Annotated in this window: 22 protein-coding genes; 15 read left to right on the top strand and 7 right to left on the bottom strand. The window is 73.1% G+C overall.

What is annotated here, in order from left to right; all coding sequences use genetic code 11:
• Nucleotides 1–261: 261 nt before the first annotated feature.
• On the bottom strand, nucleotides 262–1380 hold the full coding sequence (locus ACZ573_RS17320; RefSeq protein ID WP_471304677.1) for a TDT family transporter: 1119 nt from the start codon (nucleotides 1378–1380) through the stop codon (nucleotides 262–264).
• Between the two features lie 70 nt (nucleotides 1381–1450).
• On the opposite strand from ACZ573_RS17320, the gene ACZ573_RS17325 reads away from it, so the two are divergent.
• Entirely contained in the window at nucleotides 1451–2374 is a 924-nt protein-coding gene (locus tag ACZ573_RS17325) for a LysR family transcriptional regulator (protein WP_471304680.1), read from the top strand.
• A gap of 314 nt (nucleotides 2375–2688) precedes the next feature.
• The gene (locus ACZ573_RS17330) at nucleotides 2689–3045 is read left to right on the top strand and encodes a hypothetical protein (protein WP_471304682.1); all 357 of its coding nucleotides are present in this window, start codon (nucleotides 2689–2691) and stop codon (nucleotides 3043–3045) included.
• Nucleotides 3046–3081: 36 nt separating this feature from the next.
• Here the strand turns inward: ACZ573_RS17330 and ACZ573_RS17335 are convergent, their stop codons facing one another.
• From ACZ573_RS17335 to ACZ573_RS17350, 4 genes are all read right to left on the bottom strand, one after another.
• Nucleotides 3082–3876: a hypothetical protein gene (locus ACZ573_RS17335; RefSeq protein ID WP_471304684.1), complete on the bottom strand. Its 795-nt coding sequence runs from the start codon at nucleotides 3874–3876 to the stop codon at nucleotides 3082–3084.
• Nucleotides 3877–3992: 116 nt separating this feature from the next.
• Nucleotides 3993–4700 (bottom strand): gamma-glutamyl-gamma-aminobutyrate hydrolase family protein, encoded by a 708-nt coding sequence (locus ACZ573_RS17340; RefSeq protein ID WP_471304687.1) that lies wholly within the window; start codon nucleotides 4698–4700, stop codon nucleotides 3993–3995.
• 44 nt (nucleotides 4701–4744) lie between these two features.
• Nucleotides 4745–6223: an ethanolamine permease gene (gene eat / locus ACZ573_RS17345; protein ID WP_471304689.1), complete on the bottom strand. Its 1479-nt coding sequence runs from the start codon at nucleotides 6221–6223 to the stop codon at nucleotides 4745–4747.
• A 124-nt stretch (nucleotides 6224–6347) separates the two neighbouring features.
• The gene (locus tag ACZ573_RS17350) at nucleotides 6348–7094 is read right to left on the bottom strand and encodes a FadR/GntR family transcriptional regulator (RefSeq protein ID WP_382550406.1); all 747 of its coding nucleotides are present in this window, start codon (nucleotides 7092–7094) and stop codon (nucleotides 6348–6350) included.
• A gap of 77 nt (nucleotides 7095–7171) precedes the next feature.
• Here ACZ573_RS17350 and ACZ573_RS17355 point away from each other — a divergent pair, with 77 nt between their 5' ends.
• From ACZ573_RS17355 to ACZ573_RS17375, 5 genes are all read left to right on the top strand, one after another.
• Nucleotides 7172–8536 carry a glutamine synthetase family protein gene (locus ACZ573_RS17355; RefSeq protein ID WP_314249475.1) on the top strand — a complete coding sequence of 455 codons (1365 nt, stop codon included), beginning with the start codon at nucleotides 7172–7174 and terminating at the stop codon, nucleotides 8534–8536.
• A gap of 37 nt (nucleotides 8537–8573) precedes the next feature.
• Nucleotides 8574–9938: an aldehyde dehydrogenase family protein gene (locus ACZ573_RS17360; protein WP_471304692.1), complete on the top strand. Its 1365-nt coding sequence runs from the start codon at nucleotides 8574–8576 to the stop codon at nucleotides 9936–9938.
• 5 nt (nucleotides 9939–9943) lie between these two features.
• Complete coding sequence (locus tag ACZ573_RS17365) at nucleotides 9944–10729, top strand: 3-oxoacyl-ACP reductase (RefSeq protein ID WP_471304694.1); 786 nt, start codon at nucleotides 9944–9946, stop codon at nucleotides 10727–10729.
• A gap of 96 nt (nucleotides 10730–10825) precedes the next feature.
• Nucleotides 10826–12184, top strand: coding sequence for a haloacid dehalogenase-like hydrolase (locus tag ACZ573_RS17370; RefSeq protein WP_471304697.1), 1359 nt, complete (start codon nucleotides 10826–10828; stop codon nucleotides 12182–12184).
• Complete coding sequence (locus tag ACZ573_RS17375) at nucleotides 12184–12336, top strand: hypothetical protein (RefSeq protein WP_471304699.1); 153 nt, start codon at nucleotides 12184–12186, stop codon at nucleotides 12334–12336. Before ACZ573_RS17370 ends, ACZ573_RS17375 begins: the two co-directional genes overlap by 1 nt.
• 45 nt (nucleotides 12337–12381) lie before the next feature.
• Here ACZ573_RS17375 and ACZ573_RS17380 read toward each other — a convergent pair whose 3' ends face one another.
• The gene (locus ACZ573_RS17380) at nucleotides 12382–13584 is read right to left on the bottom strand and encodes an amino acid deaminase/aldolase (RefSeq protein ID WP_471304702.1); all 1203 of its coding nucleotides are present in this window, start codon (nucleotides 13582–13584) and stop codon (nucleotides 12382–12384) included.
• Nucleotides 13585–13957: 373 nt separating this feature from the next.
• On the opposite strand from ACZ573_RS17380, the gene ACZ573_RS17385 reads away from it, so the two are divergent.
• The 3 genes from ACZ573_RS17385 to ACZ573_RS17395 are packed head-to-tail and all read left to right on the top strand — an operon-like array spanning nucleotide 13958 to nucleotide 16743.
• A complete protein-coding gene (locus tag ACZ573_RS17385; protein WP_471304704.1) occupies nucleotides 13958–14779 on the top strand; it encodes a hypothetical protein in 822 nt (273 codons plus the stop codon).
• Nucleotides 14776–15981, top strand: coding sequence for a type VII secretion-associated serine protease mycosin (gene mycP, locus ACZ573_RS17390; protein WP_471304707.1), 1206 nt, complete (start codon nucleotides 14776–14778; stop codon nucleotides 15979–15981). Before ACZ573_RS17385 ends, mycP begins: the two co-directional genes overlap by 4 nt.
• Before the next feature lie 21 nt (nucleotides 15982–16002).
• The gene (locus ACZ573_RS17395) at nucleotides 16003–16743 is read left to right on the top strand and encodes an SseB family protein (RefSeq protein WP_471304709.1); all 741 of its coding nucleotides are present in this window, start codon (nucleotides 16003–16005) and stop codon (nucleotides 16741–16743) included.
• Between the two features lie 109 nt (nucleotides 16744–16852).
• Here ACZ573_RS17395 and ACZ573_RS17400 read toward each other — a convergent pair whose 3' ends face one another.
• Nucleotides 16853–17230, bottom strand: a complete 378-nt coding sequence (locus ACZ573_RS17400) for a DUF1844 domain-containing protein (protein ID WP_030723460.1) — start codon at nucleotides 17228–17230, stop codon at nucleotides 16853–16855.
• 326 nt (nucleotides 17231–17556) lie between these two features.
• Here ACZ573_RS17400 and infC point away from each other — a divergent pair, with 326 nt between their 5' ends.
• From infC to ACZ573_RS17425, 5 genes are all read left to right on the top strand, one after another.
• Nucleotides 17557–18291, top strand: a complete 735-nt coding sequence (infC, locus tag ACZ573_RS17405; protein WP_471304712.1) for a translation initiation factor IF-3 — start codon at nucleotides 17557–17559, stop codon at nucleotides 18289–18291.
• 106 nt (nucleotides 18292–18397) lie between these two features.
• Nucleotides 18398–18592: a 50S ribosomal protein L35 gene (gene rpmI, locus ACZ573_RS17410; protein ID WP_266598480.1), complete on the top strand. Its 195-nt coding sequence runs from the start codon at nucleotides 18398–18400 to the stop codon at nucleotides 18590–18592.
• A 105-nt stretch (nucleotides 18593–18697) separates the two neighbouring features.
• Nucleotides 18698–19084: a 50S ribosomal protein L20 gene (gene rplT / locus ACZ573_RS17415; protein ID WP_007263143.1), complete on the top strand. Its 387-nt coding sequence runs from the start codon at nucleotides 18698–18700 to the stop codon at nucleotides 19082–19084.
• A gap of 150 nt (nucleotides 19085–19234) precedes the next feature.
• A complete protein-coding gene (locus tag ACZ573_RS17420; RefSeq protein WP_393782212.1) occupies nucleotides 19235–20095 on the top strand; it encodes a TrmH family RNA methyltransferase in 861 nt (286 codons plus the stop codon).
• Nucleotides 20096–20151: 56 nt separating this feature from the next.
• On the top strand, nucleotides 20152–21390 hold the full coding sequence (locus ACZ573_RS17425; protein WP_471304715.1) for a sensor histidine kinase: 1239 nt from the start codon (nucleotides 20152–20154) through the stop codon (nucleotides 21388–21390).
• Nucleotides 21391–21449: the final 59 nt, after the last annotated feature.

A 21449-nucleotide genomic window follows, 5' to 3' on the forward strand; every position in this document is an offset into this window, starting at 1 on the left:
CGGCAGTGCCCCGAAGCCGCCCCGGCGCGTGGGGAGCGGGGACGGGGAGGGGTGTCCCCGCAGGACGAGCGCGCGACCACCGGGTACGGCCGAGATTGCCCGCATGCGCCGAGCCGAGGAGACACCCCTCCCCGGCCCCGCGCACCGGCCCACACCGCGCCCGGATCCCGGTCCGCGACCGCCGGTACGGCCGAGACATGCCCGCACGCGCCGAGCCGAGGAGACACCCCTGCCCGGCCCCGCGGGCCGGGGAGATCCGGGCTAGCTGGCCAGCAGGCGGCCGGAGAGCAGGCCGCGGAGGGTGTGGGCGGCGGCCAGGAGCCAGGCGGTCAGCAGGCCGAGGAAGAGGGCGGCGGCGAGCCAGGCGAAGGCGGTCAGGCCGGTGTGGTGGGCCAGGCCGGCGGCACCCGTGACGCAGGTGCCGACGGGGAAGGTCAGGGCCCACCAGGTCATCGCGAAGCCCATGCCTCCCCGGGCCGCCCGGACCAGCATGGCCGCGGCCAGGGCCAGCCACAGCAGGGCGAAGCCCATCACAGGGACCCCGTAGACCACGGCGAAGGCGCCCAGCGCGCCCGCGTAGGCGCCGTCGATCGAGTGGGGGGCGACATCGGCGAGCTGGTTGACGGCGGTGGTGGACTGGCCGAGGGGGCCGAGGACCAGGAACAGGGTCGGGGTCAGGGCCAGGGGGAGGGGGCCGCCCACGATCAGCCGGCCGAAGATCAGGGGGAGCATCAGCAGGGTGGCGAGCAGGCTGATCCCGAACATGGCGTAGCAGGCGAGCAGCAGGGTCTCGCGGGGCTGGCCGGCGGGCAGGTGGGGTATCAGCAGCGGGCCGAGGGCGGCGGAGACCATGGGGGAGACCAGGGGCAGCAGCCAGACGGGGGTGGCCTGTCCGGGCTCGACCTTGTGCCGTACGACCATCAGGTAGGGCACGGCCACGGCCATGACCAGGCCGATCGCGGTACCGGCGGTGAAGAGCACGGCGTCCACGGCGACGGCGGCGCCGGTCCCGATGAGGTCCTTGCCGACGATGAGGGTGCCGCCGCCGACGGCCAGCAGGGCCATCGCGAGGCAGCCGTAGAAGGGGGCGACGGCCGGGTCGAGGAGATGGGCGCGGGCCTGGTCGCGGTGGTGGAGCCAGTGCCCGGCGCGGGCCGTGAGCAGCACGGCGAGGACGGCGGCGGACAGCGCCCAGACGAGCTGGCAGGCCACGCGCTGGCCGGGGAGCTGGTAGGGGAGGGTCGCCCCGGCGTTGGCGAGGATCGCCGTGCCCATGACGCAGGCGTACCAGTTGGGCCCGAGGTGCCGCAGTGCCGGGGCCTTGTGGGCCCGGACCGCGGGAGTGGTGTGAGTGCGGGGTCGCACGAGGGTGGTGGCCATGGCTCCAGCCTCGTGCCCGGGCGGACGGGGCGGCAGAGGTCATCTCCCTATGAGGCCATAAACTGATGTTATGGGTAATGAGGAGTGGGTTCCGCTGGCGCACCGGGTACCGGACCTGGGCGCGCTGGAACTGCTGCTCGCGGTCGCACGGATCGGCAGCCTGAGCGGCGCGGCCCGGCGGCTGGGCATCACCCAGCCCGCGGCGAGCAGCCGGATCCGGGCGATGGAGACCCGGCTCGGCGTGGCCCTGGTCGACCGCTCGCCGCGGGGGTCGACGCTGACGGCCGAGGGGGCGCTCGTCACGGACTGGGCCCGGCGGGTGGTGGAGGCGGCGGAGGCCTTCGACGCGGGGGCGCAGGCGCTGCGCGGGCGGCGGGACTCGCGGCTGCGGGTGGCCGCCAGCATGACCATCGCGGAGTACCTGCTGCCGGGCTGGCTGATCGCCCTGCGCGGGCAGCGCCCGGACACGGCGGTGTCCCTGCACGCCGGGAACTCGGCGGTCGTCGCCGAACGGGTCCTCGCGCACGAGGCCGACCTCGGCTTCGTGGAGGGGCTGACCGTGCCCGAGGGACTGGACTCGGCGGTGATCGCCCAGGACCGCCTGGTCGTGGCCGTGGCCCCGGGCCACCCGTGGGCGCGCCGGGCCAAGGGGGTGGCGGCGGCGGAACTGGCCTCCACCCCGCTGATCCTGCGCGAGCGGGGCTCCGGCACGCGACAGGTCCTGGACGCCGCGCTGGCCTCGGCCGGCGGGCTGGCCGAGCCGCTGCTGGAACTGGCGTCGACCACGGCGGTGAAGGCGGCGGCGCTGAGCGGTGCGGGGCCGTGCGTGCTGTCGGAGCTGGCGGTCGGGGACGAACTGGGCGCGCGGCGGCTGGTGGAGGTCCCGGTGTCGGGCGCGCCGCTCGACCGGGCCCTGCGGGCGGTCTGGCCGACGGGCTCCCGCCCGGCGGGCCCGGCCCGTGACCTGCTGTCCCTGACCCACCGCCGGATCTAGGCCGTCTCTTTCGGATCTTGTCGGGTGAGCCCGGGTCGTCCGGTGCGGTACATCGCAAGGCGGAGGGGCGCCCGTGTACTGGACGTACTCGGGCGCCCCGACAACGCGGCGAGGTGCCGTGCCGGGCGGGCCGGGCTCGACAAGATCCGGAAGAGACGGCCTAGGGGGGTCTGGGCCGCCCGGGCCGCCGTCCGGGCCGTCTGGGCCGTTCGGGGGAAGAGGGATCGATTCGGCGCGGTGCGGACGGTGACCGGGGTGTGCGAGGCCGGAAAGGTGGCTCCTGCACGTTTGTCGCTCTCCCGAGGGGAACCCAGATGCGTCTTCGCCATGCCGCCGTCGCCGCCTTCGGCGCCGTCACCCTGCTGCTCACGATCCCGACGTCGGCTTCGGCCGCGGAGGGACAGTTCCAGTACACGGTCGCCGGTCTCGACGGCAGGCCGCTGAGGGTCGTACTGGAGAACCCGCCGAGCGGGGAGTGCATCACGCTGCCCGAGGTGGCCGACCCCGCGGCCAGTTCCCCGGCGCACTCGCCCCGCAACCGGACCGACGAGGTGGCGCTCGTGTTCACGGAGCCGGACTGCACGGGCCGGGAGTTCGCGCTGCGGCCGCGCACGGGCTACGGCACGGAGCGCCTCGAACTGCGGTCTGTGGTCTTCGTCCGGCCCGAGTGAGGAACACCTGAACAGTCCGCGGCCGCGCGGGGCGGCTCAGCTCTCCGAGCTGAGCCGCTTCGTCAGCAGCGAGCCCACGACGATCAGGGCGACGCCCAGCCACCACATGTTGTCGAAGATCAGGACGGCGATCCCGATCGGCACCAGCAGGCCCGCCAGCGGCAGCAGCAGTCCCGCCGGGCCGGGTGGTTCGGGGCCCTTGCCGGTGGCTTCGCGGACCGCGCGGGCGCGGACCACGTCCGGGTACCAGACGGTGAACTTCAGCGCGGCGACGATGGCCAGGATCTGGATGATCCAGCCGGTCCAGATGTTGTTCGGGTTGTGCAGGACCAGGTCCCCGTAGGCGCCCGCGAGGGCCGCCACCACGAAGGCCGCACCCCACACGCCCGTGATCACGTAGTTGGCGCGGATGAAGCCGGGAGCGCGCCAGTGCGACGGATCGACCTGTTCACGGGCGTACTGGAGGGTGAAGGGCATTCCCACCGCCATCGAGCCGAAGGCGATCACGGCCAGGGTGATGTTCGCGACCTCGCCCGCGTACGTCTCCAGCCAGCGCAGGGTCCCCTCGCTCGCCAGGGCTCCGACGACGGCCATCGAGGCGAAGAACACCACGTCGGCCAGTTCGAGGAGTTTCCAGCTGCTGCCGCGGTTGATCAGGTGGCTCGCCGCGATGAGCGCGACGGCCGTGGCCAGCGCCAGTCCGACCGCGAGCTCGAACCGCCCCGGGCCGACCAGCAGTGAGAAGACGATCCACGGGGCCATTCCGATGACCGGGTTCTCCAGGAACCCGGACACCGGGCCGGATGCCGTGCCCTTTGCCTCGGTCCGCACCCTTCCAGCCTGCGCGGCCGCCGGGCGACCGGCCAATCGGGGCGGGCGGCCACGCACCTCGGCCCCCCCAGCCCGCGCCATCGGGCGTGAGGGGAGGGGCGGAGGGGGTGCGGGCGTCAGCCCACCGGTACCGCGGTGCGGACGGAGGCCGCCTCGACCAGGGCGGACATCACCCGCGTGTCCTTGTCCCGCTCCGGGTGCCACTGGACGCCCAGCACCCACCGCTGCGGGTCGGGCAGTTCGATCGCCTCCACCGTGCCGTCGACCGCGTGGGCCGAGACGACCAGACCGCGGCCCAGCCGGTCGACGGCCTGGTGGTGGTAGGTCGGGACCTGCGCCTCCTCCGGGACCAGGTCCGCGTACCGGGTGCCGGGGACCGGGCGGACCGGGTGCCAGGAGATGGCCCCCGGGGTCTCGAAGTGGCCGTCGATGTGCTGGATCAGCGTGCCGCCCAGGGCCACGTTCAGGGCCTGCATGCCCCGGCAGATGCCGAGCAGGGGAAGGTCCGCGTCCAGCGCGGCGGCGATCAGGGCCAGCTCCCAGTGGTCGCGGACCGTGGCGGGGGCGCCCGTACGGGAGTCGCGCGCGGCTCCGTAGTGCACCGGGTCCAGGTCCGGGCCGCCCGCGACGACCAGGCCGTCCACCCGGCTCAGCACCTCCGCCGCCGACCCGGGTTCGTCCGGCGGGAGCAGCACGGCCGCGCCGCCCGCCGCCTGGACGAGTTCGTAGTACCCGGTCGGTACGAGGGATGTCGGGAGGTCCCACACGCCGTAGCGGGTGGAATCCTCGACGTAGGTGGTGATGCCGATGAGCGGCCTGGGCACGTTCGTTACCTCCAGCAGGGGCAGAGCAGGGCAGGAACAGGGTTTCAGTCGCGGGACAGTTCCGCCTCGGCTTCCGCGAGAGCCGCGAACTCCTCCTCCGGGGCCGAGGCCACCAGGTGGTGCCGACTGTAGATCGCGAAGTAGGCGAGGGCGACGGCGTACACGGCCAGGGCGATGAACGCGGCGTCCTTGTCCACCAGGAAGGTGGCGACCAGGGCCGACAGGGCGAGTGCGAAGGCGACCGAGGAGGTCAGGATCCCGCCCGGGGTGCGGTACGGGCGCTCCAGGTCCGGCTCCCGGCGGCGCAGCACGATGTGCGAGAGGGCCATCAGGGCGTAGGAGATGGTGGCGCCGAACACCGCGATGTTGAGCATGCGGGCTCCGTCGCCGGTGGCCGCGGCGAGGGCGAAACCGATCGCGCCGGGGATGATCAGGCCCAGGTACGGGGCCTTGCGCTTCGAGGTGAGCGAGAGGAAGCGGGGCAGGTAGCCGGCCCGGGAGAGGGCGAAGAGCTGGCGCGAGCCCGCGTAGATGAGGGAGAAGAAGGAGGCCACCAGGCCGGCCAGGCCCGCGTAGTTCACGAAGCGGCTGAGCGCGGTCGGGCCGCCGTCGCCTTCCAGGGCCACGACCAGCGGGTTGCCGGCGGCCTTGACGGCGTCGGCGCCCTGGGCGCCGGTCGCGGCGAAGAAGGTGATCAGGGCGAGCAGGGCGAGGATGCCCATGGAGATGGAGAGGGCCTTCGGCATCGAGCGGACCGGGTCCTTGGCCTCCTCGGCCGCCAGCGGTACGCCTTCCACGCCGAGGAAGAACCACATGCCGAAGGGGAACGCGGCCCAGATGCCCAGGACGCCCAGCGGCAGCCAGGAGTTCGAGCCGAAGGCGTCCGCGTCGACGGGGATGTCGTTCAGGCCGGAGGGGTCGAACTCGGTGAAGGCCCCCACCGCGAAGATCAGCAGCGCGGCGACGGCGATCGCGGTCACGACGAGGCTGAAGCGGAGCGCCTCGCCGACGCCCCAGAGGTGGACGCCGATGAAGATGACGAAGCAGCCGAGGTAGACGGGCCAGCTGGAGGTGAGTCCGAAGAGGCCGAGGGATTCGACGTAGTCGCCGATGAAGATGACGATCGCGGCCGGGGCCAGGATGTACTCGATGAGGATGGCGGTGCCGGTGAGGAATCCGCCCCACGGGCCGAGCGCGCGGCGGGCGAAGCCGTAGCCGCCGCCCGCGGTCGGCAGGATGGTGGACAGCTCGGCGAGCGAGAAGACCAGACAGGCGTACATCGCGCCCATGAGGACGGTGGCGATGGCGAGGCCGCCGAAGCCGCCCTTGTCGAGGCCGACGTTCCAGCCGGAGAAGTCCCCGGAGACGACATAGGCGACGCCGAGACCGGTGAGGAGCAGCCAGCCGGCGCTGCCGCGGCGCAGCGTCCGGCGCGCGAGGTATTCGTCGGGGCTGTCCCCGCCGTCGGGGGACGTGGTGGGTGCGGGTACGGCGGTGAGCCGTGCCTCGATGTCGTCGGCCATCGTGCGCTCCTGCCTCAGGGCAATGGTTGTGGGGCGTACCTTTGCCTTAGAGGGGCGGAGTGCGCAAGACCTCTGCGTTAAACAGAAGTTACGAAAGCCTCTCGGGCCGCCCCCCCGGCGCCGCTCAGGTCAGGAAGCCCCGCAGCAGCGCGGCCGTGCCGCAGCAGTGCTCGCGCATGGTCTCCCGGGCCCCGGCGGCGTCGCCCTCCAGCACCGCCTCCACCAGCGTGCTGTGCTGCTGCTGGGAGTGCTCCAGGTTGCGCACGAGCAGCGGGATGCAGTCCAGCAGGTCGTTCACGGTGGCCCGGACGGCGGCGTACTGGGCCGTCAGGGTGGCGGACCCGGCCAGTTCGCACAGGGTGAGGTGGAAGAGCGTGTCCTGGCGGCGATAGTCGGCGAGCGGGGCGTCATGGGTGGCGGCCAGGGCGCCGAGCAGCCGTTCGGTGCCCTCCTCGGTCAGACCCTGGGAGGCGCACAGCCCGGCCGCCCCCACCTCCAGGACCTCGCGGAACCGCAGGACGTCCTCGATGTCCACCCCCGCGACGCGCCGGCGCAGCTCCTCCTCGGCGCCGCCGGCCGGGGTGTCGGGCCGGGGCAGCACGAACGTTCCGCCGTACCGCCCGCGCCGGGCCTCCACGAGCCCCTGGTCCTGCAGCACCTTCAGCACCTCGCGCAGGGTCACCCGGCTGATCCCCATGCGCTCCGCCAGCTCGCGCTCGGGCGGCAGCCGTTCGCCGCCCGGTACCAGACCCAGCCGGACCACCTGGAGGATCTGCTCCAGCGCCTCCTCGAAACCGTTGCCCGCCCGCACCTGCCGCAGCACGGGATTCAGCCGTGCGGTGGCGCCGCCTTCGCTGGCCGTATCGGTCATCTCGGCTCCTCCCCTTCCCAAGCAATGGTTCTATTCAATACCTTAGGCCTCCTCGGCTCACCGAAGGAGAGATTCCAGTGGTAGACCGCAAGCCGCCGCTCGCACCCGAGGAGCTCCGCTCCCTCGTCGCCAGCGGTGAGATCGACACAGTCGTCCTGGCCTTCCCCGACATGCAGGGGCGGCTCCAGGGCAAGCGGTTCGCCGCACAGTTCTTCCTCGACGAGGTCCTCGAGCACGGTACCGAGGGCTGCAACTACCTCCTCGCCGTCGATACCGACATGAACACCGTCGACGGTTACGAGATGTCCTCCTGGGACCGGGGCTACGGCGACTTCGCCATGCACCCCGACCTCGCCACCCTGCGCCGCATCCCGTGGAACCCCGGCAGCGCATTCCTGCTCGCCGACCTCGCCTGGAACGACGGCTCGCCCGTCGTCGCCGCACCCCGGCAGATCCTGCGCCGCCAGCTGGAGCGCCTCGCCGAGGCCGGCTACACCGCGATGGTCGGCACCGAGCTGGAGTTCATGGTCTTCCAGGACACCTACGAGCAGGCCTGGAACTCGGGCTACCGCGGCCTGACCCCGGCCAACCAGTACAACATCGACTACTCCGTCCTCGGGACCGGCCGCATCGAACCCCTGCTGCGCCGGATCCGCAACGAGATGCAGGCCGCGGGCCTGATCGTCGAGTCGGCCAAGGGGGAGTGCAACCTCGGCCAGCACGAGATCGCCTTCCGCTACGACGAGGCGCTCACCACCTGCGACCAGCACTCCGTCTACAAGACCGGAGCCAAGGAGATCGCCTCCCAGGAAGGTGTCTCGCTCACCTTCATGGCCAAGTTCGACGAGCGCGAGGGCAACTCCTGTCACATCCACCTCTCGCTGGCCGACGCCGACGGACGCAACGCGATGGCCGGGGACGGCCCAGGCGGAATGTCACCGGTGATGCGGCACTTCCTGGCCGGCCAGCTGGCCGCGCTGCGCGACTTCTCCCTTCTCTACGCCCCGAACATCAACTCGTACAAGCGTTTCCGGCCAGGATCCTTCGCGCCGACCGCCGTCGCCTGGGGCGTGGACAACCGGACCTGCGCACTCCGGGTCGTCGGCCACGGCCGCTCCATGCGCTTCGAGAACCGCCTCCCCGGCGGCGACGTCAACCCGTACCTCGCCGTCGCCGGCCTGGTCGCGGCCGGGCTCTACGGCATCGAGCACCGCCTGGAGCTCCCCGAGGCCTGCGGCGGGAACGCCTACACCGCCGACTACGCACACGTCCCCGCCACCCTGCGCGAGGCCGCCGAGCTCTGGGAGAACAGCGAGATCGCCAAGGCCGCATTCGGCCCCGAAGTGGTCGCGCACTACCGGAACATGGCCCGCGTGGAACTCGACGCCTACGACTCCGCGGTGACCGACTGGGAGCTGCGCCGCTCCTTCGAACGCCTGTAGCCACCGCACGCCACCGAACGAAACTGTGAGGCACCACGTGTCCGATGCGCTGGAAGTGTTGAATCCGGCCACCGAGGAAACCGTCGCCGTCGTCCCGGCCGCCACACGGGACGACGTCGACGCCGCCGTCACCCGGGCCGCCGCGGCCCAGCGCGCCTGGGCGGCGGCCGCCCCCGCCGACCGGGCCCGGCTGCTGCGCCGCTTCGCCGCGGTCGTCGACGGCCACATCGAGGAACTGGCCCAGCTGGAGGTCCGCGAAGCCGGCCACACCATCGGCAACGCCCGCTGGGAAGCGGGCAACGTACGCGACCTCCTCGACTTCGCCGCCGGGGGAGTCGAACGGCTCTCCGGCCGCCAGATCCCCGTCGCCGGCGGCATCGACATCACCTTCCTCGAACCCCTCGGCGTCATCGGCGTGATCGCCCCGTGGAACTTCCCCATGCCGATCGCCGCCTGGGGCCTGGCCCCGGCCCTCGCCGCCGGCAACGCCGTCATCCTCAAGCCCGCGGAGACCACCCCGCTGACCGCCCTGCGCCTCGCCGAACTCGCCCTCGAAGCCGGGATCCCCGAGCACCTCTTCCAGGTGCTCCCCGGCCGCGGGGACGTCGCCGGCGACGCACTCGTCGAACACCCCGGCGTCGCGAAGATCGTCTTCACCGGGTCCACCCGCGTCGGCAAGCAGATCATGGCCAAGTGCGCCGACCGGGTGAAGCGCGTCACCCTCGAACTCGGCGGCAAGAGCCCCAACATCGTCTTCGCCGACGCCGACCTGGAAGCAGCGGCGGCCGCCGCCCCCATGGCCTTCCTCGACAACACCGGCCAGGACTGCTGCGCCCGCACCCGCATCCTCGTACAGCGCTCCGCCTACGACCGCTTCCTGGAGCTCGTCGCCCCCGGCATCGCGGCCGTGACCGTGGGCGACCCGCTCGACGAGAAGACCCAGATGGGCCCGCTGATCTCCCGGGCCCAGCTGGACCGCGTACGGTCCTTCGTCACCGACGACCTCACCGCCATCCGCGGCACCGCCCCCGAAGGCCCCGGCTTCTGGTACCCGCCCACCCTCGTCACGGACGTCGCCCCCACCGCGCCCGTGGCCGCCGAGGAGGTCTTCGGACCGGTCGCCGTCGTCCTGCCCTTCGAGGACGAGGAGGACGCCGTACGCCTGGCCAACGCGACCGAGTACGGCCTCTCCGGCTCCCTCTGGACCCGCGACATCGGGCGCGCGCTGCGCGTCTCGCGCGCCGTCGCCGCCGGCAACCTGTCCGTCAACTCCCACAGCAGCGTCCGCTACTGGACCCCCTTCGGCGGCTACAAGCAGTCCGGCCTCGGCCGCGAGCTCGGACCCGACGCCCTCACCGCATTCACCGAGACCAAGAACGTCTTCATCAGCACGGAGGCCTGAAGCACATGTCCAACGAAGAGATCATCTGCCGCCGCCTGGTCGGCCGCACCGCCGTCATCACCGGAGCCGGCAGCGGCATCGGCCTCGCCACCGCCCGCCGCCTGGCCTCCGAAGGCGCCAGCGTGGTCTGCGCGGACATCGACGAGACGGCCGGCAAGGCCGCCGCCGAGGAGGTCGGCGGTCTGTTCGTCAAGGTCGACGTCACCAGCCCCGAGGAGGTCGAGGCGCTCTTCAAGACCGCCTTCGACACCTACGGCTCCGTGGACATCGCCTTCAACAACGCGGGCATCTCGCCCCCGGACGACGACTCCATCCTGACCACCGGCCTGGAGGCCTGGAAGCGCGTCCAGGACGTCAACCTCACCTCCGTCTACCTGTGCTGCAAGGCCGCCCTGCCCTACATGCAGCGCCAGGGCCGCGGCTCCATCATCAACACCGCCTCCTTCGTCGCCATCATGGGCGCCGCCACCTCCCAGATCTCCTACACCGCCTCCAAGGGCGGGGTCCTGGCCATGTCCCGCGAGCTCGGCGTGCAGTTCGCCCGCGAGGGCATCCGTGTCAACGCCCTGTGCCCGGGGCCCGTGAACACCCCCCTGCTGCAGGAACTGTTCGCCAAGGACCCCGAGCGCGCCGCCCGCCGCCTCGTCCACATCCCGCTGGGCCGCTTCGCCGAGCCCACCGAGATCGCCGCCGCCGTCGCCTTCCTCGCCAGCGACGACTCCTCCTTCATCAACGCCACCGACTTCCTCGTCGACGGCGGTATCTCCGGCGCGTACGTGACCCCGCTGTAGCCACACCGGCACCGCGCAGCACCGCACCCCGGCCGGCCGGGCACCACCAGGTGCCCGGCCGGTCCTTCAGGGCTGTCCGACCCTCGAAGGAGCAGCATGCAGAGAAAATGGGCAGCCCCCCTCGCCCTCGCCGCGGTCACCGGATCCGGCCTCCTCGCGGCACCGCCGGCCCAGGCCGCGCACACCCCCTGTCCCCGGGTCACCGTCGGCTCCGGCTGGTACGGGGACAACCAGGCCCGCCTCCAGCAGCTCATCGACCGGTACGGCAGCTGCGACCCGTACCGGACCAGCCGCACCAAGCCCGTCGCCGTCTTCGACTGGGACAACACCGTCGTCAAGAACGACGTCGGCGACGCCACCATGTTCTGGCTCCTGCGCAACGGCCGGATCCGCCAGCCCGCCGCCGGCGACTGGTCCACCACCAGCCGCCACCTCACCCCCGCCGCCACCGAGGCCCTGGCCGACGCCTGCGCCGCCCTCGCCCGCCCCGGCGCCCCGCTGCCCACCGGAACCCCGGCCGGAGCCGCCTGCGCCGACGAGATCAACGCCGTCTACGGCACCGCCGCGACCCGCGCCGGCGCCCCCGCCTTCGCCGGCTGGGACCGCCGCACCACCGAACCCTCGTACGCCTGGCTCCCCCAGCTGATGCAGGGCTGGACCGCGCGCGAGATCCGCGGCTTCGCCGCCGCCGCCCGCGCAGAGAACCTCGCCGCGCCCGTCGGCGCCACGCAGCGGGTCGGCACCACGACCACCGCCACCGGCTGGGTCCGCTACTACGACCAGCAGAAGGACCTCATCAAGGGTCTGCAGAAGGCCGGCTTCGACGTGTGGATCAGCTCCGCCTCGCCGCAGCCCGTGGTCGAGGTCTGGGCCCAGAGCGCCGGCATCGAGGCCGGCCACGTCATAGGCATCCGCAACACCACCACGCACGGCGGAAAGTTCACCGCCCACCTCCAGGGCTGCGGAACCGTCCGGGACGGCGCCGACACGATGATCACCTACATCGACGGCAAGCGCTGCTGGATCAACAAGGAGATCTTCGGCGTACGGGGCGCGGCCGCCGAAAAGGTCCAGCCCGCCGGCCGCCGCCAGGTGTTCGCCGCCGGCGACTCCGACACCGACATTTCGTTCCTGCGCGACGCCACCGCCCTGCGCCTCGTCGTGAACCGCAACAAGAACGAGCTGATGTGCCGGGCGTACGACAACAGCGACGGCCGCTGGATCGTCAACCCCATGTTCATCGAGCCCAAGAAGCGCAAGGCCGACCCCTACCCGTGCGCGACGACCGGCTACGTCGACCACGACGGCACCAAGGGACCGGTCCTGCGGGACGACCGGAGCGTCGTCCCCGACCAGACGGACTCCGTGTACCAGACGACCGGCGAGCGGGCCCACGAGGCTCGGCGGGCGATGGCTGTCAGGCCCACGAGCGCCGCGGCCTCGGGACGGTGGTGATGGGCGCACTCACCGGCGCGGCCGTCGAGAACGGTGCGGCCACCGGCATCCTGGGCGCGACCGCCCAGGGCCGGGCGCTGTACGAAACGCTCGACTGGAAGGTCCTCGCACCGCTGACCGGCTTCGTCCACAAGCCCGTCACCCGCATCTAGTGCTGTGGCCCGGTGACCCTTGCCGGTCACAGCACTGGCCCGTATCTAGAGGAAGGTCCGCCCCTCACCCCGGTAGGTCGGCACGCTGTCGGTCACCCGATCGCCCTCGATCAGGTGCAAGGTGTCGAACCGCTCGCACAGTTCGCCCGCCTTCGCGTGCCGGAACCAGACCCGGTCGCCGATCAGCAGATCGTCGGCCGGGCTCCCCAGCAGCGGGGTCTGCACCTCGCCCGCGCCCTCCTGCGGGTCGTAGCGCAGCCCCCGGGGCAGGTACGGCACCGGCAGCCGGTCCGCCCCGGCCGCACCGGAAGCCGGATAACCGCCCCCGAGCACCGTCACCACCCCCACCCCGGGCCTGCGCACCACGGGCTGGGCGAACAGGGCCGCCGGACGCCCGCTGAACGACGTGTAGTTGTCGAACAGCCGGGGCATGTACAGGCCCGAACCCGCGGCTATCTCGGTCACCGCGTCCTCGGTGGCCGTCTGCTGCACGCTGCCGGTACCGCCGCCGTTGACGAACTCCAGGTCCGGTACGACGGCCCGCACGGCCCGCACCACCTCGGCCCGCCGCGCCGCCAGTTCCCTGCGGGCCGCGCCCTGCATCAGCCGGATCGTCCGGGACCGCAGCGGGCGACCCGCCAGCGAGTCCCCGACCCCGGCGACATGACCCTCGTACGCCATCAGCCCTACGACCCGGAACCCGGGACGGTCGGCCACCGCCCGGGCCAGCCCGGCCAGCTGCGCGGGCTCGCGCAGCGGGGAGCGGCGGGCCCCGATCCGTACCCGGCCGCCGAGCAGCTGCAGGGACGTGTCCAGCTCCAGGCAGACCCGGACCTCCTCGGCACCGCCGTCCCGGGCGGCGTCGATCAGGTCCAGCTGCGCGAGGTCGTCCACCATCACCGTGACGGCGCCGGCCAGCTTGGCGTCGTTCGCCAGCTCGCCGAGGCCGGCCCGGTCGGCGGAGGGATAGGCGAGGAGCACGTCCTCGAACCCGGACCGGGCCAGCCAGAGCGATTCGGCGAGGGTGTACGACATGATCCCGGCGAACCCGGGGCGGGCGAGGACCCGCTCCAGCAGCGCGCGGCACCGGACCGACTTGCTCGCGACCCGGACCGGCTTGCCGGCGGCACGGCGGACGAGGTCGTCGGCGTTGGCGTCGAAGGCGTCGAGATCCACGATGGCCAGCGGCGCGTCCAGGTGCGCGGTCGCCCGGTCGTACCGGGCGCGGTCGGTGGCGGGGGAGTTCATGGGCGGCAGCTTGCCAGAGGTCTCTACCGGTGGGTAGTGCCCCGCGCCTCGGGCGCCGACGGGCCGGGGGTGGTGCGGCCGGTTGCCAGGGCGCGCCTCAATGACCGGGGCTCCGCCCCGAACCCCGCGCCTCGAACGCCGGCGGGGCTGGATCGGCCGGGGCTCCGCCCCGGAGCCCTGCGACGCGGTCGCCGACGGGGCCGGGGTGGTGCGGCCGGCTGCTCGGGCGCGCCTCAGGGACCGGGGCTCCGCCCCGAACCCCGCGCCTCGAACGCCGGCGGGGCTGGATCGGTGGTACCGGGATCCACCCTGTGGTGGTGACGTCGTAGAGTACGGGCAGGCAGCCGTACGGAACGGGGGGCGGAGCCGCCGGATGACCACGACGACACCGCGGACCGCGATCCTGGGCGAGCCAGAGCCGACCCCGCCCCAACCTGAGCCCGCGCACGCGAACACGCGCCGCCACCCCGTACGGGTCCTCGCCGCCACGCTCAGCGTGCTCCTCGGCAGCGGCCTCGTCGGCGGGGCCGCCCTCACCACCTGGGCCGAACACCGCGCCGCGGCCCGCCCCCTCCCCGCCGACGCCGCCTACCGCAAGGCCGGATCGCTGTGGCGGGCCGCCCCCGTCGACAGCCTGCTCCCGCCCGTCCTGACCGGCCCCTCCGCCGGCCCCGGCGGCTCCGACCGCACCTGGACCCGGATCGCGCTCGCCCCCGACGCCGACTGCCCGGCCGCCCTCGCCGCCGACTGGCAGGCCCTGCTGGCCGCCACCGGCTGCACCCGCGTACTGCGCGCCACCTACACCGACGCCACTCGCAGCTCGCTGATCACCGTCGGCATGGTCTTCACCCCCGCCGACGCCCCCGCGATGACCGCCCTCCAGGGCCGGATCCCCGCCCCGCCCGCGTACGGGTTCACCGACGCGCAGCGCGCCGCTTGGGCCACCTCCGTACTCACCGAGGCACCCGTCGTCGTCTACACCGTCTCCGCCTTCGCCGACGGCCGCGCCCTGGACGCACCCCACCCCGCCGCGGACCTGATGAAGAAGGACGCCACGGGCGCCGCCGCCCAGGCCGGCCTCGGCCACGAGGCCCAGGCGCTCGCCGACCGCGTCGGCCACGGCCTCGCCTTCCTCGCCGCACCACCCGCACCGCCCGCCACGCCCGCAGCACGCACCCCGGAGCCCACCCGATGATCCGCAGGGCCTCCGGGCAGGCTGCCGCCGCCCTGCTCGCCGCGACCCTCCTCGTGTCCGCCACCGCGACCCCCGCCACCGCCGACGACATCCGCGACCGCCAGTGGGGCCTGCTGGCCCTGCGCGCCGAGGAGGCCTGGGGCACCACCCGCGGCGCCGGAGTGACCGTCGCCGTCCTCGACACCGGCGTCGACGAGTCCCACCCCGACCTCTCCGGTCAGGTCCTCGCCGGCACCGACCTCATCGGCATGGGGGCCGGCCCCGGCGACCGCGCCTGGGCCCGCCACGGCACCGCCATGGCGAGCATCATCGCCGGGCACGGCCACGGCCCCAGCCGCGGCCAGGGCGTCCTCGGCATGGCCCCGCAGGCACGGATCCTGCCCGTCCGGGTGATCCTCGAAGAGGGCGACCCGGGCCGCGCCAAGGCCCGCGACAGCAAGGGCGGATCCCTCGCCGAGGGCATCCGCTGGGCCGCGGACCACGGCGCCGACGTGATCAACCTGTCCCTCGGCGACGACAGCGACTCCGCCCACCACGAGGCGGGGGAGGACGAGGCCGTCCAGTACGCCCTCGCCAAGGGCGTGGTCGTCGTGGCCTCCGCGGGCAACGGCGGCGAGGCGGGCGACCGCGTCTCCTACCCGGCCGCCTATCCGGGGGTCATCGCCGTCACCGCCGTCGACCGCCGCGGCAAGAAGGCCAAGTTCTCCACCCGCAACTGGTACGCCACCGTCAGCGCCCCCGGCGTCGACGTCGTCATCGCCGACCCCGACCGCTCGTACTACGAGGGCTGGGGCACCAGCGCCGCGGCGGCCTTCGTCTCCGGCGCCGTGGCCCTCGTCCTGGCCGCGCACCCCGACCTGACGCCGGCTCAGGTGAAGAAGCTGCTGGAGGCGACCGCCACCGACTCCCCGGCCGGCGGCCGAGACGACGCCCGCGGTCACGGGCTGGTCGATCCCGTCGCCGCCCTCCAGGCCGCCGAGGGGATGCGCCCGGACGCTCCCGCGCCCGTGCCCGCCGCGGCCGGGCGCACGTACTTCGGCCCCGGCCCCGAGCCGGTCCGCCCGCCCGAGCGGGGCGCCCGGCTGGGAGCCCCGGCGGCCGCGGTCGCCGGGGCGGTGCTGCTCGTCCTGGCCGCCGTACTCGCGCGGCGCCCGCGCCGGGGCGGCCGGGGGCGTGGCGAGGACCCGTACGCGGCACAGTAGGGTCGGGTAACTGTGGCGAACATGGCGAACAAGAACATTCCCGACCCGGGATTCTCCGACGACGACGGCTCCGCCGATCCCCGGCTGACCGCGGCCCTGGCCGCCTGGTCCGAGGACCGGGCGAAGGAGCCGGAGGTGCTGGCCGCGCTGAAGGGCGCCCGCCTGCTGGTCCCGGTGGTCGCCGTCCTCGGTGAGGTCGAGACCGACCCGGAGACGGGCCTGAGGCGCGAGAAGACCAGCGACATGGCCGTCCCGACCCTGCGGGCGGGCGACCGGCGGGCGCTCCCCGCCTTCACCTCCATCGCCTCGCTCGCGCTCTGGGACCCCGCGGCCCGGCCGGTGGCCGTCCCGCTGCACCAGGCGCTGGCGGCCGCCGCGCACGAGAAGGCCGACACCGTGGTCCTGGACCTGGCCGGCCCCGTCACCTACCAGCTGACCGGTTCCGCACTGCTCGCGCTCGCCGAGGGCCGCACCGACGCGGGCCCGCTGGCCGACCCCGCCGTACGGGAGGCCGTACGGGCCGCCGTGTCTGCGGAGCCGGCCGTGCTGCGCGCCCACCTCGGCCCGGGCGGCGCGGACTCCGACGGGACCCTGGCGATCGTGCTGGCCGAGGGCGCGCAGGCGCCCGCCGCGGCCCGGCGCGTCGCCGAGGCGCTGGCGGCGGACACCACCCTGCGGGCCCGGCTGGTCCGCGGGCTGGACCTGGCGCTGCTCCCGTCGGACGCTCCGGCTCCGCCCGGCGAGCCCCTGTTCACCCGCTGACCGCGGGCCGCGGCCGCGCGGCCCCCGGACATCCCCCGGACATGACGACGGCCGGTGCACCCCACGCGGGGTGCACCGGCCGTCGTCATGGTGTCCTTCCGGTACGGGCTCAGCCGAAGACGGGACCCGTGAACTTCTCGCCCGGCCCCTGGCCCGGCTCGTCCGGCACGATCGAGGCCTCGCGGAAGGCCAGCTGGAGCGACTTCAGGCCGTCGCGCAGCGGGGCGGCGTGGAAGGAGCTGATCTCGGTGGCGCTCGCGGTGACCAGGCCGGCCAGGGCCGTGATCAGCTTGCGGGCCTCGTCGAGGTCCTTGTGCTCGGAGTCCGGCTTGTCCAGGCCCAGGTTGACCGCCGCGGCGCTCAGCAGGTGCACGGCCACCGTGGTGATCACCTCGACGGCGGGCACGTCCGCGATGTCGCGGGTCATGGTGTCGTAGTCGGGGGCGCCGTCGGCAGCGGGTTCGGTGGGGGGTGTCGCGTCAGTCATGCGCCCCACGATATGCCGTGCGGCGGGCTTGCGGCGCGGGTGCTAGTATGTACTTCGACCGGCCGGACACTTCTGTGCCCGGCCCACAAGTGGAGGCTCCGTTCTCCCACCTGACTGCCCTCCGGGGCGGCGGGTCACCGGTCAGGCGGCATCCATCGTTCCGTACGGACGATGGAAAGCTGCCCGAGTTTACGCCCCGCGGTTCGCACGCGACGGTGTTCCGGTTGTTTTGGAGCCCCTGCCTGTGCCCGGCGGGGCTTTTTTCATTCTCCCCGCTGCGGTCGGTCTGACGGAAATACACGTCAGCGGCTGTCTGCCAGGCAGCCGTGTGGTGCTACCGAGGAGGATCCATCAGCACCGAGCCCCGCATCAACGACCGGATTCGCGTTCCCGAGGTACGGCTTGTCGGTCCCAGCGGCGAGCAGGTCGGCATCGTGCCGCTTGCCAAGGCGCTTGAGCTCGCGCAGGAGTACGACCTCGACCTGGTCGAGGTCGCGGCGTCCGCACGCCCGCCGGTCTGCAAGCTCATGGACTACGGCAAGTTCAAGTACGAGTCGGCCATGAAGGCCCGTGAGGCGCGCAAGAACCAGGCGCACACGGTCATCAAGGAAATGAAGCTCCGGCCGAAGATCGACCCGCACGACTATGACACCAAGAAGGGTCACGTCGTTCGGTTCCTCAAGCAGGGCGACAAGGTCAAGATCACGATCATGTTCCGTGGTCGCGAGCAGTCCCGGCCGGAACTCGGTTACCGACTGCTGCAGCGTCTCGCCTCGGACGTCGAGGACCTCGGGTTCATCGAGTCGAACCCGAAGCAGGACGGCCGAAACATGATCATGGTCCTCGGTCCGCACAAGAAGAAGACCGAGGCGATGGCCGAAGCCCGCGAGGCGCAGGCCGCCCGCAAGGCGGAGCGCCAGGGTGTCGCCCACACCGATGACGAGGCTCCTTCCGAGGACGCCGCCGTCGAGGTCGATGACACCACCGAGGTCGCCTCCGCCGAGGCCACCGAGGCCGCTGCCGAAGAGGCTCCGGCCGACGAGGCGAACGCCGAGGCCTGATTCCTGGACAGCCCGTCCCGGGATCACCCGACACAACATGACGCTCCCGTAAGCCGGTCCCGTACCGGACCGGTGGGAGCGCCACCGACGAGGAGATAACGGCGCCATGCCGAAGAACAAGACGCACAGCGGTACCAAGAAGCGCTTCAAGGTCACCGGCTCCGGCAAGGTGCTCCGCGAGCGCGCCGGCAAGCGCCACCTGCTCGAGCACAAGTCGTCCCGTGTCACCCGCCGCCTCACCGGCACCGCGGAGATGGCCCCCGGCGACGCCGCGAAGATCAAGAAGCTTCTCGGCATCTGACGTCTCCGCTCCCCCTGCCGGGAGCGGACGCACGTCGAGACCGGGACCCCATCGAATTTCGGGCCGTGTGAAGACACCCACGGCCCCGCTACAAGGAGTTAAAAAGTGGCACGCGTCAAGCGGGCAGTAAACGCCCACAAGAAGCGCCGGGCGATCCTCGAGGCGGCCTCCGGCTACCGCGGTCAGCGTTCGCGCCTGTACCGCAAGGCCAAGGAGCAGGTCACCCACTCGCTGGTCTACAACTTCAACGACCGCAAGAAGCGCAAGGGCGACTTCCGTCAGCTGTGGATCCAGCGCATCAACGCCGCTGCCCGCCAGAACGGCATGACGTACAACCGCCTCATCCAGGGTCTGAAGGCCGCCAACATCGAGGTGGACCGCAAGATCCTCGCGGAGCTGGCCGTCAACGACGCCAACGCGTTCGCCGCGCTCGTCGAGGTCGCGCAGAAGGCGCTTCCGGCCGACGTCAACGCCCCCAAGGCCGCTGCCTAAGGGCTAGCCGGCCCAGCTCACCCAGGGCCGGCCCCCACGGACCCGCAGGCATTCGCCTGCGGGTCCGTGTGCTTTCCGCGCCGCGCGGCCCCGCGCCGCCCCGTCCAGCCCCCGTCCCGCCCGGAACCCCGAAAGAGAACCGCACACACCATGGGTCACCCCGACGAGCTGATCTCCCCCCGGTCCCCGCGGGTGGCCGCCGCCAGGCGCCTGGCGCGGCGCAACTTCCGCACCAAGGAGCGCCGCTTCATCGCCGAGGGCCCGCAGGCCGTCCGCGAGGCCGTCGAGCACCGCGGTCCCACGGGCGCGTCGACCCTGATCGAGCTGTTCGCCACCGTCGAGGCCGCCGAGCGCTACTCCGGGATCATCGAGGCCGCCCTGGACGCGGGTGCCCGCGTGCACTACGCCTCCGACGAGGTGCTCGCCGAGGTCTCCCAGACCGTCACCCCGCAGGGCCTGGTCGGTGTCTGCCACTTCCTGGACTCCCCGTTCGAGGAGATCCTGAAGGCCCGGCCCAAGCTCGTCGCCGTCCTCGCGCACGTCCGCGACCCCGGCAACGCCGGTACGGTGCTGCGCTGCGCGGACGCCGCGGGCGCCGACGCGGTGGTGCTGACCGACGCCTCCGTGGACCTCTACAACCCCAAGTCGGTACGGGCCTCCGTGGGCTCCCTCTTCCACCTTCCGGTCGCGGTCGGCGTTCCGGTCGAGCAGGCCGTAGAGGGGCTCCGGGCGGCCGGGGTACGCATCCTGGCGGCCGACGGCGCCGGTGACGACGACCTCGACGCCGAGCTGGACGCGGGCACCATGGGCGGGCCCTCCGCCTGGGTCTTCGGCAACGAGGCCTGGGGTCTGCCGGAGGAGACCAGGGCCCTGGCGGACGCCGTCGTACGGGTCCCGATCCACGGGAAGGCGGAGAGCCTGAACCTGGCGACGGCCGCCGCCGTGTGCCTCTACGCGTCCGCGCGTGCACAGCGGGCGCCCGGAGGGTGCCGCTCTGTGACCCCCAGCTAGTAATGTGGCGGCCCGGGGGGCCCACTGCGCTACTCGGAGATGTGGGGTACGGGGACATGATCGTCGGTACGAACAGCTCGCCGGAGGCCGACACGTCGGCCGGTCCGCCGTTGCCGGCCGGCCTCTGCGCCCGTACGGGCGGGCCCGTCGATGCCGTGCCCCCCGCACGCGCCTCCGACGCGCTGCGCGGCGTACCGCCGCAGGGCGCGGCCCGCGGGGCGGTCCTGGGCGGCGGGGCCCCCGGTGAGGGGCTCGCCTTCGGGATCGACCCCGACTGCCTGCCCGACGGGCTCGTCGTCGCCGACGCCACCGGGCACGTGATCTGCTTCAACCGGGCCGCGGCCCGGATGACCGCGACCGACCCCGCCCAGGCGCTCGGCACGCGCATCGAGCGGGCGCTCCCGCTCGAGGACCTCGAAGGCCGCCGCTGGTGGGCGCTGACCGACCCGTACGGGGGCCTCGCCACCCGCCGCGGGCAGCCCGAGCGGAACCTGCTGCTCCCGGGCGGGCGCGAGGTGCTGGTCTCCGCCAGCTACGTCCGTACGCACCCCACCGGCCCGCTGCGCCGCCTGGTGGTCACCCTGCGCGGTACCGAGGCCCGCCGGCGCACCGAGCGCAGCCACGCCGAGCTCATCGCCACCGTCGCCCACGAGCTGCGCTCCCCGCTGACCTCGGTCAAGGGGTTCACGGCCACCCTGCTCGCCAAGTGGGAACGGTTCACCGACGACCAGAAGCGGCTGATGCTGGAGACGGTCGACGCCGACGCCAACCGGGTCACCCGCCTCATCGCCGAGCTGCTCGACATCTCCCGCATCGACTCCGGCCGACTGGAGGTGCGCCGCCAGCCGGTGGACATCGCCACCGCCGTCGGCCGCCACGTGCAGGCGCTCACCGCGAACGGGCAGGACCCCGAGCGGTTCCTCGTGAGCGTCAGCCGCCCGCTCCCCGATCTGTGGGCCGATCCGGACAAGATCGACCAGATCCTCGGCAACCTCCTGGAAAATGCGGTGCGCCACGGAGAGGGAACGGTCACCATCGGTGTATCGCCGCATGAGAAGGGAACCGCCGTCACCGTGACCGACGAAGGCCCCGGGATCCCCGAGGAGTCGATGGGCCGCGTCTTCACCCGCTTCTGGCGGGGGAGCAAGCGCGGCGGCACCGGCCTGGGCCTGTACATCGTCAAGGGCATCGTGGAGGCCCACGGCGGGACCATCACGGTCGGCCGCGGCCCCGGCGGCGGCGCCGAGTTCCGATTTATCCTGCCCGTGAGCGCGCCCGCGTACCTCACGCAGTAGCCCTGCGGAGAGTCTCGGCAGGCGGCCCACGGGCTCCTCCACCCCCAGCGGCCTTTAGA

The sequence above is a fragment of the Streptomyces sp. NPDC040545 genome (assembly GCF_055595065.1).